At 44.2% G+C, this 13,888-nt stretch carries 13 protein-coding genes; 11 read left to right on the forward strand and 2 right to left on the reverse strand.

Annotated elements, in window-relative coordinates:
- From GW12_RS07815 to GW12_RS07830, 3 genes are all read left to right on the forward strand, one after another.
- Nucleotides 1-460: hypothetical protein (locus GW12_RS07815; RefSeq protein WP_264673524.1), on the forward strand; the 460-nt coding region annotated here is incomplete at its 5' end.
- A 188-nt stretch (nt 461-648) separates the two neighbouring features.
- Nucleotides 649-1,434 (forward strand): type 1 glutamine amidotransferase, encoded by a 786-nt coding sequence (locus tag GW12_RS07820; RefSeq protein WP_052127896.1) that lies wholly within the window; start codon nt 649-651, stop codon nt 1,432-1,434.
- A 646-nt stretch (nt 1,435-2,080) separates the two neighbouring features.
- Nucleotides 2,081-2,494, forward strand: coding sequence for a helix-turn-helix domain-containing protein (locus GW12_RS07830; protein ID WP_161788383.1), 414 nt, complete (start codon nt 2,081-2,083; stop codon nt 2,492-2,494).
- Between the two features lie 249 nt (nt 2,495-2,743).
- On the opposite strand, the gene GW12_RS07835 is transcribed toward GW12_RS07830, so the two are convergent.
- Nucleotides 2,744-5,083 carry a DUF1989 domain-containing protein gene (locus GW12_RS07835; RefSeq protein WP_034585876.1) on the reverse strand — a complete coding sequence of 780 codons (2,340 nt, stop codon included), beginning with the start codon at nt 5,081-5,083 and terminating at the stop codon, nt 2,744-2,746.
- A gap of 170 nt (nt 5,084-5,253) precedes the next feature.
- Between GW12_RS07835 and GW12_RS07840 the strand changes: the two genes are divergently transcribed.
- The 8 genes from GW12_RS07840 (at nt 5,254) to GW12_RS07875 (ending at nt 13,266) form a co-directional block, all read left to right on the forward strand.
- A complete protein-coding gene (locus tag GW12_RS07840; protein ID WP_052127897.1) occupies nt 5,254-6,429 on the forward strand; it encodes a sensor histidine kinase in 1,176 nt (391 codons plus the stop codon).
- A gap of 3 nt (nt 6,430-6,432) precedes the next feature.
- A complete protein-coding gene (locus tag GW12_RS07845) occupies nt 6,433-7,122 on the forward strand; it encodes a response regulator (RefSeq protein ID WP_034585878.1) in 690 nt (229 codons plus the stop codon).
- Between the two features lie 14 nt (nt 7,123-7,136).
- Nucleotides 7,137-7,901 (forward strand): PAS domain-containing protein, encoded by a 765-nt coding sequence (locus tag GW12_RS07850; RefSeq protein ID WP_081403476.1) that lies wholly within the window; start codon nt 7,137-7,139, stop codon nt 7,899-7,901.
- A gap of 119 nt (nt 7,902-8,020) precedes the next feature.
- Nucleotides 8,021-9,385 carry an NAD(P)-binding domain-containing protein gene (locus tag GW12_RS07855; protein WP_034585880.1) on the forward strand — a complete coding sequence of 455 codons (1,365 nt, stop codon included), beginning with the start codon at nt 8,021-8,023 and terminating at the stop codon, nt 9,383-9,385.
- A 206-nt stretch (nt 9,386-9,591) separates the two neighbouring features.
- On the forward strand, nt 9,592-10,122 hold the full coding sequence (locus tag GW12_RS07860) for a dimethylamine monooxygenase subunit DmmA family protein (protein WP_034585883.1): 531 nt from the start codon (nt 9,592-9,594) through the stop codon (nt 10,120-10,122).
- The gene (locus tag GW12_RS07865; protein WP_034585885.1) at nt 10,119-11,063 is read left to right on the forward strand and encodes a PDR/VanB family oxidoreductase; all 945 of its coding nucleotides are present in this window, start codon (nt 10,119-10,121) and stop codon (nt 11,061-11,063) included. Before GW12_RS07860 ends, GW12_RS07865 begins: the two co-directional genes overlap by 4 nt.
- A 16-nt stretch (nt 11,064-11,079) precedes the next feature.
- On the forward strand, nt 11,080-12,087 hold the full coding sequence (locus GW12_RS07870) for a DUF3445 domain-containing protein (protein WP_034585888.1): 1,008 nt from the start codon (nt 11,080-11,082) through the stop codon (nt 12,085-12,087).
- 48 nt (nt 12,088-12,135) lie between these two features.
- Nucleotides 12,136-13,266 (forward strand): aminomethyltransferase family protein, encoded by a 1,131-nt coding sequence (locus GW12_RS07875; RefSeq protein WP_034585891.1) that lies wholly within the window; start codon nt 12,136-12,138, stop codon nt 13,264-13,266.
- Nucleotides 13,267-13,373: 107 nt separating this feature from the next.
- Here GW12_RS07875 and GW12_RS07880 read toward each other — a convergent pair whose 3' ends face one another.
- Nucleotides 13,374-13,712, reverse strand: coding sequence for a P-II family nitrogen regulator (locus tag GW12_RS07880; RefSeq protein WP_034585894.1), 339 nt, complete (start codon nt 13,710-13,712; stop codon nt 13,374-13,376).
- Nucleotides 13,713-13,888 lie beyond the last annotated feature (176 nt).

Here is a 13,888-nt window from a genome sequence, read left to right on the forward strand (position 1 = left end):
CCGTCAATGCGTAAGTCCTATGAGTTTAATATGGGTCCTTCCATCATTGCATATGCAGTTAATGCACGATGCACTGCTGTATAGCAGCATGAAATGGACGATGGCCATTACCGGTATTCTACTGTGCAAATCCATGCTGTCATTTGATTCTTATTCACGGATTGCTGGTTTAAATTATAGTCAGTTCAGTGCACTGATGTTGATGCCCCAAGCATTAATTGGTGTTGCATTAATGGTGCTTCCTCCATTATATCCAATGCCTGAAGGCATGATGGCACATCTAAATCAGACTGTAACGATAGCTCATTATTTACCTCAGTTATCTGAACAGACGGATCAGCTTTTGGGTGGTCTCTTGCTGCTGATGGCGACAGTCTTATTTTGGTCCATGGATCTTAAACGTAGACGTGATAACTTTTTTTTATCAACACCATTGCCTATACAAAAAGAGATGATATAAGCCGATTCATTTAATATGGCTTAATACTGCTGTCAGTAGCGGGCTTATTTCTTACCACAGAAGCTTATGCAGCAGAGACTGCTGATCACAGTGGCTTTTTTACTTCAATACTTGCCATTTTATGATAGTGCTGTGATCACCGAATATTTAAATTCTCTATAACAGCAAATTTCGGGGAGGGAGAAGATATGAAAACTTTAAAAGTTCACTATTTTCAACATATTGAAGGTGAGAGCTTAGGGAGTTGTGAAATTTATCTGAACGATCAATATGATGCCCAGATTACGACAACCGCTTTTTATGCATTGCCTCCCCGAGCTGTACTTGCCAGAGAAGCATTGCCGAGTATTCAGGATGTTGATCTACTGATTGTGATGGGCGGTACTATGAGTGCCAATGATGAGCAGCACTATGCATGGCTGAGTGCAGAAACCTCATGGATCCGTGAATATATTGAGGCCGGTGGTGCGGTGATTGGCTTATGTCTGGGGGCACAGCTCATCGCCAAATCCTTGGGAAAAACGGTTCAAGCAAATCCGGAAAAGGAAAGAGGCTGGCGTCAGGTATATGCTGTCCCACAGACACTACCGGATAGCTTCCCAGTTCCCGAAGTGTTCACTGTATTGGAATGGCATGCTGAAACTTTTGAGCTGCCGGATCAAGCCATTCATCTTGCATATAATGATGTGTGCCAGAATCAGATGTTTCAGTATCGGGACCATGTCATTGGCTTCCAGTTTCATCCGGAAGTCACACCAAAAAATTTGCAGATGTATTTTGCAACGCTGGATGAGGATCTAAAAAAATATCAGGGACCCTATGTGGCAGAAGTGGCTGAAACCTTAAATGTGCCTGCCAAACAGTACACTGCTGGGAATCAATTGTTGAATCAGGCAATTGATTTCGTCCTAGAACAGACCAAGTATAGGAGGGGGAATTGCCGTGTTGAAATGCTGGATTCAGTTTTGGGATAAAGCACGTATTGGCTATAGACTTTAGTTTTAAATTCTTGGATTCTAATGAATTTGATCTTTTTGTGTGCAGGTCTGGTATGAAATTTGCTCCCTATGCATTCATTATGCTGCGGAGCGGAATAAAACTGTGCATGTTAAAGATCAACCATTTAATGATATTTATTTATCATGCTAAAGCACTGGATTTTTGGGAGCAGGAATATAACCAGTTATCAGAAGTAGAATTTCAAAGCAGATTACAGGATTTAAGTTTTAATGGATTGCGTATTTTCCGTGAAAAAATGAATTGCCGTGTGGCGCAATGTACGAAAACACCACCAGACACCGTCAATATTCTGATACCGATCCATCTTGTCCCAGAAAAGGATCATCTGCCTACCCATAGCTTGTACACACATGGTGCAACTTTATTGCCATCTGAATATGAATTTTTCTTTTGTACACCACCTGATACCGATTATATCGTCATCTCATTGCATCAGGATTTACTAGAGAAAAGGTTGATTCAGCAGGATCTGCAAAAGATTTTAAAAAACGCTTTGGCTGTGGAATTCTTCTCAATAACCAGATCTCAGCACAGCTCATCCAGCAATGTACCAATATTCTGGATCAATATACCCAACTTGGTATGCTACCAGCTATTGCAATGCAGCAGCAGTTATGTGATGAAATTACCGATATGGTCTTGCATTATTTTGATGTCCAAGAGGAAGAGCTGACACGGGATTTAGGCAGCAATCATCACCATATTATGCAATATGTTTATCAGCGCGCATTGGAAAGTGATGGGCATTTGACTGTTTTAGAACTTTGTAGAGAATTGCAGATGCCACACCGTTCTTTACATTATGCTTTTGAGAAAACGACAGGAATGTCTCCAAACAAGTATATTCGGGCTATTCGTCTAAACGCCGCGGATAGGATCATCCATAAACATAAAGATATGCCTAAACTTACAGATTTAGCACATCAATATGGTTTTTCCCATAGCAGCCATTTTGGTCGGGAATATAAAAAGTTATTTCGACGTATTCCATCCAATGTAAAGTTGAATGCTTAGCTCGTATCGGAAACTTAACAAGACTTGAAACCGATCATCAGAAATCCTGAACGGGTGAGACTTGTTGCAATTTACCTTTCTAAATGTTTAATTGATTTGAAAACAATTCGAAGAAGTCGGAATTTAATAATTTTGATCTCAGATATGCGCCATTAGAGTATTGTTGATATATCTTGACTTTGTCAAATAGAGTGAAGAGAACCCGGCCTAGACCAGGTTATCTTCGTTTTTTGGTTAAGGGATCTTTGATTAGGCGCGTACACGAGTACGTTCGGGATCGTAAAATGGTAATGTAACCACTTTGGCATTCAGACGTTTTTTGTGGCCATCCAGCTGGCCAACCTGAACTTCAGTATCTACCTGGGCATATTCTGGAGCCAGTCGGCACATGGCGATTTGTTTTTTCAGTAGGGGAGAGTTGCTACTGCTGGTCACAATTCCCACAGGATACCTGCCTGCATAGACAGGATCACCATGATGGACCGGTTCATTGCCTTCCAGCACTAATCCCATCAGTTTTTGGCGGCTGGCCGGGTTCTGGTTCTGTATGGCCTGTTTACCAATAAAATCTTCTTCTTTGGTTTTTAAAGGGGTGGTAAAACCAATGCCTGCTTCAAATGGATTGGTCTGTGCATTAAATTCGTGTTCAGCAAAGATCAGGCCTGCTTCAATCCTTAACATGTCTAAGGCATCGAAGCCCATCGGTGCGATTTGGTATTGCTGACCTTCCTGCCAGATGGCATCCCAGAGCTGTTCAGCATGGTTGGGATGACACCAGACTTCAAAGCCCAGTTCCCCGGTATAACCGGTACGTGAAACCATCAGTGGGATACCCATTGGACCGCTGAGCTTGCCCAAAGTAAAGTGAAACCATGCCAGCTTTTCAATTGTCGGCTGATGTTCTGGCGTCCAAATGATTTTCGCCAATAATTCCCGACTTTTGGGGCCTTGTACAGCGAGGTTATGAATCTGGGTGGAGGCATTACGGATACTGACCCGGAACCTCTGTTCTATGGCTTTCTGTTTCAGCCAGGTACCTGAATATTCGTCACCACAGATCCAGCGGAAATTCTGCGCTCCCATCTTGAATAGGGTCCCATCATCTACCATGCCACCCGTTTCCAGACAGGAAGCGGAGTAGACGATTTCTCCAATGGCGAGTTTGCGTACATTGCGGGTCAAGGCATATTGTAAAAAGGCTTCTGCATCTGGACCTGAAATATCAAATTTGCGAAGTGGGCTGAGGTCCAGCATGGCGACTCGCTCACGGCAGGCCAGATATTCTGCAACGCTTCCCCAGCCATCATATTCATTGGCAATCCAATAGCCTTTGTATTCACTGATTTTGGAGGTGAGGGCGGAAATACGTGAATAAAATCCGGATGTCATGGTCATTCTTGGCTGCTCCTCAGGATGAATCCGATAATGTTGTGAACGTTTAAATTCCTCGGTTTCTGCATAGATACGGACATGGATATCTGTTGGCATCCAGCCATTGGATGGATCAATTTCATCCGGGCAGGCGGAACTGGCACAGACCAGGTCACGATTTGCCCGTAACAAGACATAATCACCCGGCTTGGACCAGGGTTCATCCAGCCCGATGCTGCCGCAATCCTGAACGAAAGTGTTATAGAAGAAGTTAATTGCCGGCCAGGCATCACGTGCTGCAATGCCATAAGGTTTTAGTACCTGATTAAAATTGTCAGTGCAGGAAATATGGCCAAAATAACCGGCATCATTATAGAATTTGGGACTGCACGCAGTCAGGAACATGTCATGCCGGCCCACGGTATCCTGGACTACTTCCACCATACTTTGCATGTCACTGGCATAAAAGCGCGAATGTAAGCCTGGTCTTGGTGTGCTTTGTCCCAGAATGGTCCGGGTGGAGACAGCATCCAGACCAATTTCCACGCCTTGCTCTAGGGCCTGCTGATCAAACGCCAGAAAGTCTGAACATTGTTTTCCTGAGATATCAATAATCTGGATCCATTGACCTTTTTTGACGGTATACGTTCGTGCCGATGCACAAGGTATATGGATTTCCTGTACAGGTTTTGCCAAAGGTTCTGGTAAATATTCATAAACTGGCTGTGTTTTATGAATGGTGACTTTTATTTCATCCAGGCAAGTTGGGGTAGTGACATCCAGATCTGGACCTGTATTCAACACAAAGACCTGAACGGCAGCCTTTGTCTTTATTTTGAGCATTTCAAAATTTTCAATGAAATAGATCTGCTGTAAATGCTGTGTAGTGAGCTGGTACTGATCAAGCTGCTTTTGCAGAGTATCTGCCGTGCTACTTTCCTGCTGAAGCTGTGCCAGTGTGTGGTGAGCTCCAGTTATCAAACAGGCTGCCGGTGTAAGAATATCAATATACTCAAAAGCTGGATGTCCCTCCTGATCCAGAACCAGCAGCTCAAGCTGTCCATTCGCTGTTTCCAGCACCATTTCATCTGCCTGCTCCAGCTGAAAACGCTTCAGGCACTGGGCATCAACGTGCAGATGTAAGGTATGAATAGGGGGCTGTAAATGAATAAATTCATCGCTGAATGGCTCAGCAGGGAGTACCGATAAAAGGCCCATGATCTCACCTGACCAGATAATGTTTTCTGCTGCTATCTTTTCCTTTTTTTTAGGCTGCGGCTATTTCTCGGAGGGAATACCTCTCCAGAGATAAGTGACATTTGGCATGATTCATGCTCAAAAAAATTCACTATGAAGAATAATTGCAAGGCATTAGTGGATGGATATTTATGAGTGCAGCAATGGCAGCGAATGAGATGAATGCATTATCAGAACAGGAGCAACCCAGTGCATCATCGCAGGTTACGAAGCTGCAGCAGGAACTTGCAATACAGAAATTTGAAGCTCATTGCTTACATTTTAAAAATCAACTGAGCAGAATTCGCGATTTGAGCAGTGAATTGCCGCAATGTCTAGCTTATCTGCAAGGGCAGCAACCTTTGGAAAATGCACCAGAATGCGCCATTGTAATCTGTTATCCATTTTCACAGGAATGCTTTATTTATCATGCTGTTGAAACTAGGCTGGACGTTCAAACCATTCATAATATCCAGCAAATGTTGTTGCCTTTGTCATCGCAAACAAATAATGAACAGGATATGCAGAACCTGAAAATTAGTCAGCATATGGCGAATATGCTGTTTACCGGACAGGATTTTCTAGTATGGCGAGTCTATCTCAATGTGCAAGACCCGGAGCGAATCCAGCATCCCCTCTTTACATTGCTGGATACATGTATTCGTGAAGGCTTTCAGGAAAGGGATCAGCAGCAGCGATACATACAGGACATATTGCAGCAGGAACGCAAGGCATTTTCAGCAGATCTGCATGACAGTATTGCGCAAATTTTGGGATATTTAAGGCTAAAGACTGCACAACTTTACCAGCAGTGCAAGCAGCCGGCTTACCTGGAGCTGATGGAACAGGCAGAGGAGATTTCCAACTATACCCACTACGCTTATCAGCAGGTACGCGAGCTGATCACGGCATCAAGACTGGCTTATCAGGAACTGGATTTTATCAAGGCTTTAAAAAAAGTGATTCAGGAGTTTGAGCAGCAATCGAGTATTGTATTTGAGCTGGATCATCGAACCCATCATGTCAATATTCAGCCCAGACATTCGGTACAGGTGCTGTACATCATTCGGGAAAGTTTAAGTAATATTGTACGCCACTCGCATGCCTCCTATGCACGTATTTATATTCATATTCAGGAACAGTGTTTACAGATCCGTATTTCTGATAATGGACAGGGTATTGATCCGCAAAAAAAGCGCAAAGACAGTTTTGGTCTGGACATTATGCAGGAACGAGCAGAGCGTATTGGCGCAGTTTTAAAGATTTATCCGGAACAGCCACAGGGCACCTGTGTTGAGCTGACACTGAATTTAACAGGAGGAGAATAATTAATGAACAGGATTCGGGTAAGCATCGTCGATGATCATGCTCTGTTCAGGCGAGGTGTCGCAGACATCATCCGTCATTCTAGTCAGTTTGAATTGTTGCAGGAATACTCCTCGGGTCAGAGCTTTCTAGATCACTGGGAACAGGATCTTCCTGATATTTTATTACTGGATGTCCAGATGCCTGATATGTCTGGGATAGACGTACTGAAAAAACTGATGGTGCATCCTCCGCGGTTAAAGGTCGTCATGTTGACCGCATGTGAAGAGGATCAGGTGGTACTCGATGCCATCCGTTATGGAGCACAGGGCTTTTTAGCTAAGGACACTTTGCCTGAGGTTATTCTGGAAAAGCTGCAACAAGTCTATGCCGGTAAGACAGTGTTACAGGAGCGTAGTGTGCATATTCTGGCACAGCAGTTCCGGCATATGCCAACGGATACAGTGATAACCAAGACACGGGTGCAGCAGACCCGTTCCTATCTGCTGAATGAAATGACTCAGCGTGAACAGGAAACCTTAAGACTGATTGCCAAGGGGCTGAATAACAAACTGATTGCCAGAGAACTTGGAATTAGTGACGGCACGGTGAAAGTCTATGTCAAAAATCTGTTGCGCAAACTTAATGTACATTCACGGTTGGAGCTGTCGGTCTGGGTGCATCAGAATCTGAACAGCTCAGAATTTAATATTTAATAGTGATGTAAGGAATGATGCTACAAAAACAGCAAACTCAAAAAATCGTTCAGCCAAGTGCCTATTGGACACCTGTTTTTGACCAGTTGAATGAAGCAGTAATTTTCTTTGATGATCAGCTGAATATTTTACGCTCTAATGCAGCTTGGCAAAATTTTAGTCACAACACTGATATGGTGCTCAATCGCTATATCTATCCGGAAGACCTGTACTTATTTATCCAGTCAATGCAATCTGGATTCTCCCGTCCCATCCATATCCGGCTGATTCAGGACTCAGAGCATCTGGCATGGTTTGAGGTTAAGATGCAGAAAATCGAGGTGATAGATTGTGATGAGGAACATTATTTCTGGTCTATGATAGCCTGTGAGCAGACTGATCTGGTCAAGGCACGTTATCTAAAAGAAGCCCGGCAGCGGGTATTAAAGGGCATCCTGACACGTATGCCGATTATGCTATACCGTTCACGTAATAATCGTGACTGGACCATGGAATATGTGAGTGAAGGCTGTCAACAGATTACAGGGCATACTGAAACTGAACTGATCAATAGTCCTCTGTATGGGCAACTCATTCATCCGCATGATCGGGAATATGTCTGGAGCAATATTCAGGAGGCATTACAGCGGCACGGCTGTTTCCATATTCGTTATCGTCTGAATGTGGCAGAAAACCAGACCCATTGGGTACAGGAAATTGGTCAGGGAGCTTACTCTGAAAGTGGCATGGTTCTGGGCATCGATGGCATCGTGTTTCAGACACAGGCAGAATTATGTTGATTTAGCGTAAAATTTATACAAAATGGTGTACCCATTCTGAGGAATTATCGGAACAGAAAACTCAGGCTAAGTTAATTGCAAAGCGTTGCTTGTTATTCATTTTACATGGAGATAAGACCATGACACGTGTTGCAATTATAGGGGCAGGACCAAGCGGGATGGCACAGCTCAGAGCCTTCCAGTCTGCACAAGCCAAAGGGGCTGAGATTCCAGAAATAGTATGTTTTGAAAAACAGTCAGACTGGGGCGGGCAGTGGAATTACACCTGGCATACGGGTATGGATGAACATGGCGAACCGGTGCATAGCAGTATGTATCGTTATCTCTGGTCTAATGGTCCCAAAGAATGTCTGGAATTTGCCGATTATACTTTTGATGAACATTTTGGTAGATCCATAGGTTCATATCCGCCACGTGAAGTCTTGTGGGATTACATCAAAGGACGTGTGGAAAAAGCCAATGTTCGCCAATATGTCCGTTTCAATACTGCAGCACGTTATGTGAGCTTTGATGATGCAAGTAAACTATTTTCTGTAACTGTACATGATTACCAACAAGACCGTACTTACACAGAACAGTTTAACTATGTTGTAGTTGCTTCCGGGCACTTTTCTACACCAAGAATTCCGGAGTTCCCAGGCTTTGAACATTTTGGTGGGCGTATCCTGCATGCGCATGATTTTAGGGATGCATTGGAATTCAAAAATAAAAATGTTCTGATCGTGGGTAGCAGCTATTCGGCAGAAGATATCGGTTCGCAATGCTATAAATATGGCGCCAAAAATATTATCAGCTGTTATCGCACTGCACCGATGGGCTATAAGTGGCCAGAAAACTGGACAGAACGTCCGCAGTTAACCCATGTCGATCAGACCCATGCCTATTTCCAAGATGGCAGTTCAGCCCAGGTCGATGCCATTATTTTGTGTACTGGCTATCTACACCATTTCCCATTCATGGACGAATCTCTGCGTCTAAAAACCAACAATATCCTGTATCCGTTGAACCTGTATCAGGGGGTGGTGTGGGAGCATAATCCGCAATTATTCTATTTGGGTATGCAGGACCAATGGTACTCATTCAACATGTTTGATGCTCAAGCCTGGTATGCCCGGGATGTGATGTTAGGCCGGATTCGATTACCTAGTCTGGAAGAAATGCAGGCAGATACGCAAGTGTGGCATGAACAGGAAAAGAGCCTTGAAGATGTACATGCCATGTATAAATTTCAGGGGGACTATATCATGCGCCTGATTGAACAGACAGATTATCCAACCTTTGATATTGAAGGGGTAAGAAAGACCTTTATGGCATGGAAGAAACATAAAAAGGAAAACATCATGACTTTCCGTGACCACACCTATCGTTCCTTAATGACCGGAACTATGGCAACACCTCATCATACTACTTGGTTAGAAGCCTTGGATGACTCATTGGAAGCCTATTTGCAGGAGCCTGGGCTAGTAAAGCAAAAAGTAGGCTAAGTTATTCACCAGTCATAAATCGCGGCAGTTTCCTTTTTGGCAGAGTCATCTCTCTAGACTCTGCTTTTTTTATGATTCGTCCAGTGCTGAGTACCTCATATCATTAGGTCCTACCCCCAATGGAGTATGTTTTTTAGGGAATAGTGCGGGTCTGCATATTCCTTTAAAAAATCTTTATCGCATTTTTATATGGATGAGTTCAGCATATGTCGACCGCCATGTTCAGTACTCCGAATTATCAAAACTATACCGATATTCATCCTTCAGCAGCAGGTTATCTGATTCTGCTGGAACAGCAGGATGACGTGCTGGTTCAGCAGGTCTTAGGCCTGATTCCCGCAGATGTCCGTACTCAGGTGATTGTGCAGCATCAAACCGATGATGCAGCACTCGCGAAATTTCTGAACTCAGTGACGCAAGCGTTACAACTAGAAAAAGCCGGGATTCATAGTGTGGTGATTGGTAGTGAATCTTTTATCTGGATGACTCATCAATGTCTGCAGGGACTGGGCTGCCTGAAAGAAGAAATGACGCTGGTTTTGAATCACAGAGCAGGGCAAAAACGTAATGTGTATTGCGTACATTGCGGACACCAGCAGCAGACGGAAGAGGAAGAATGCTGTACCTGCGAACATTGTCATGTGCATCTGTTTATCCGTAGCCATTTTTCACAGCGTCTAGGTGCATATATGGGGGTATGTGCGAATGCCTATGATCCGATGGGGGTGGCATCATGAATTCAACTGTTGCAGTGCGCGTCAAACAGATCAAGCAGATTACACCAGTCATCCGTGAATTCAGTTTTGAAGCTACCGAGCAGGCGCTACTCCCTTTTTCTTCAGGTAGTCATATTGTCGTCCAGCTACCTTTGGCAGATCGGGTGCTGCGGAATGCCTATTCCTTGATGAATGATCCTTCTCACCCGCATGAATACCAGATTGCAGTCCGGCTGCAGGAACAATCCCGTGGCGGTTCCAGATATCTGCATGAACAGGTCAAGGTCGGCGATCAGCTCAGGATTTCTGCGCCGCTGAATTTATTCTCACTGCATTCACAGGCACAGCATCATGTCTTTATCGCGGGTGGTATCGGCATTACGCCTTTTATGTCACATATGCGCTATATGTTGCATGCGGGGAGCAGTTTTGAACTGCATTATGCCTGCCGTGAGGGTATTAGCAATGCCTATGAAGATGACCTGAAATATCTGTTCCAGGATCAGGTACATATCTATTCGGAAAAAACCCAAAAACGTCTGGACATTGAACAGCTACTGGGTCAGCAGAACCTGAATACCCATGTCTATATCTGTGGGCCAGAGCGGCTGATTCAGGCCGTGATTACCACAGCCAAAAAATTAGGCTGGTCGCCGAACAGGGTGCATTGGGAAGCTTTTAACTCGCCTGCACCGGGTCAGGCATTCGATATCCATTTAAGCAAATCCAATAAAAATATTCATGTACCAAGTGATTTCAGCATGCTGGAAGCACTAGAAGCGCATGATATCCAGATTCCGAACCTGTGTCGTGGCGGTGTCTGTGGACAGTGTGTCACAGGCTATAGCCAGGGAGAGGTAGAGCATCTCGATCATTATCTGAGTGTACAAGAACAACAACATTCACTGATGCCATGTGTGTCCCGTGCCAAAGCCGGACAGTGCATCCATCTGGATTTATAGAAAAGGGGGAAATGCAATGACTATACAATTTAATCCGAATGAAGACATGCATGAGCAGTTTCGCTATTTCAATAGTCAGCAGGCGATTCAACGTTTTCCATTTCCTTTTCCTGAAGATTCCTACATGTATTCGGTGAATATCGAACCAGCTGTATCTCGTCCGGGAACTGTATTTGAGCACTGGTTTGATATCGATGAGCATTATGTCACTGAAATGAATGAACGTCGGATGACTCTCGAACAGGATCCGAAACGCTGCATCATCATGCCGCATATGTTACAGGCCAGCTGGGATTTTCTGGCGTTGGTCATGGAGCACTATTCCAATGACTATCCGGAACATTTCAAATTGAGCAAACAGGGCAATCATTGGCATTGGGTCAACCTGCCATTAAATATTGACCAAAATTTTATCTTTGGTGACAGTGATACGCTGGATATGCATCCTTTTGAGTTTATCAGCCGCCAGTTTCAGGGTGACGTGGCGCTGCTTGATCAGCGTGATGGGGACCTGTTTATGGATGCTGGCATGATCACAGGCCCGGCAGACTGGTCGCTGAATTTTGATGTCGGAATGAGCTTTAAGCAGTGGCATGCTCCTGTCCCACAGCTGGCACATAATCTAGGGGTTTTCGATCGTGCATTGAAGTTTCTTCTGAATATTCAGGTCGGGCAACCTTATCGTCGCCTGAACTGGACTATGACAGTCAACCCGCGTATGGATACCTCTTCTGAAACCTATCATCTTTGGGGACATGAACGTGGGTTGGTTACGGCAGAAAATGCGGGTGATCTGCTACATTTACGTGTTGAGCTACAAATGATGCCACGGCTGGCTCCAAGTAATGCACTGCTATTTAGTATCCGCACCTATCTGATTAGCCTAAATGATCTTTGTACGAATCCAGCTTGGGCTCAGCGTCTGCACCGTGTAATCCGTGATTTGCCAGAGCCGATTGCTGACTATAAAGGCATTAGTGAATACCGAGAGCCTCTCGTGCAATGGCTGAGCCAGTTCGATTAAGCCTTCTCTCATACTTTTTATTTTCATTACGGTAAGGAATTTTAACTTATGGCAAACTCTTGGCGCATTTCTGCACTAGCAACACATCACCGTCAGCTGGGTTCCAAGCTGGAAGACTGGAATGGGATGGGCACAGCCTGGACCTATGACAGTGATATTGCCGAGCATTATATGGCGATCCGTACCAAAGCCGGCCTGATGGATGTGTCCGGTCTGAAAAAAGTTCACTATGTCGGTCCGCATGCAGAAAGCCTGTTGGAATATGCAACTACACGGGATATTTCAAAACTATATCCAGGTAAATCAGTCTATGCCACCATGCTGAATGAGCAGGGCAAGTTTGTCGACGACTGCGTGATTTATCGTACTGGACCAAATGCATTTATGGTCGTGCATGGGACGGGAATTGGTCATGAAATGCTGGTACGCTCAGCTGTTGGACGTCAGGTCGCGGTACTGTTTGACGATGATTTGCATGATCTTTCTCTGCAAGGTCCCCTTGCAGTCGATTTTCTGGCTGAGCATGTACCGGGAATTCGTGATCTGCCATATTTCCATCATATGCAGACCAAACTGTTTGGCGCCCCGGTCATGATTTCCCGTACGGGTTATACCGGTGAACGCGGTTATGAGATTTTCTGCAAGGCTGCTGATGCACCGATGATCTGGGAAACCATTCTGGAGAAAGGTACTTCGTATGGCATTATTCCGTGTTCATTTACTACACTAGACTGGTTGCGAACCGAAAGTTACTTACTATTTTTCCCATATGATAACTCCGAATATTTCCCATTTGAAAATGATAACTGTGGCGATACACTCTGGGAGCTCGGGCTAGACTTTACGGTTTCTCCTACTAAAGGGGAGTTTCGTGGCTGCTATGAACATCGTCGTCTACAGAACAAAGAACGCTTTAAAATCTTTGGTGTACTGCTGGAAGGCAATCAGGCTTCCCAGATGGGAGACACACTTTGGGATGGGGACAAGAAAATTGGCGTGATTACCTGCGGGATGTATTCACCTCTTTCAAGAAAATCGGTTGCCATTGCCCGGGTTGAAGTCGATTATGCAGTAGAAGGAAAACCGATTCAGGTCAAAGGTAGTCTGGAAGTGAATGCTATTACTCATACTTTGCCCTTTGATGATCCTCAAAAGCTGAAACGTACAGCAAAAGGCTAGCACAGGAGCTAAGAAGAACCTGCCGTCAGGCAGGTTTTTTGATATCTAAAAGCCAAAAATGGACGAATAAAAAAGCTGTCCGTAGACAGCTTGAGGATTTCCAGGTTTTAGATAGCATCTTTCCCGCTTTCTCCGGTACGGATCCGCACGACCTGCTCAAGATTGGTCACAAAAATCTTACCATCACCAATTTTTCCGGTGCTGGCCGCTTTGCTAATAATCTCGATGGCCAGTTCAACCTGCTCTGCAATCACCGCAATTTCAATTTTTATTTTTGGCAAAAACTCAATGTTATATTCTGCGCCGCGGTACATTTCAGTATGGCCTTTTTGACGACCGGCACCTTTGACCTCGCTGACAGTCATACCCTGAATCCCAAGTGCAGAAAGTTCATTACGCACATCATCCAGCTTGAAAGGTTTAATAATTGCTGTGATTAATTTCATGCTAATCCCCTTTTATCAAAAAATAATTATTGTTTAAAATTTAAGCAATATTGATGCCTAGTTATTTGGTATTAATCTGATAAGTGCTGTAAGTAAAAGATATTTTTACAGCACTGAGTGAAGTTGTCAGTTCTAACTATTGAAAAACGACAGTCCGGTCATCATTCAGAAAAACA

Origin of the sequence: Acinetobacter sp. HR7, from assembly GCF_000773685.1 — a bacterium.
Lineage (GTDB): Bacteria > Pseudomonadota > Gammaproteobacteria > Pseudomonadales > Moraxellaceae > Acinetobacter > Acinetobacter thermotolerans.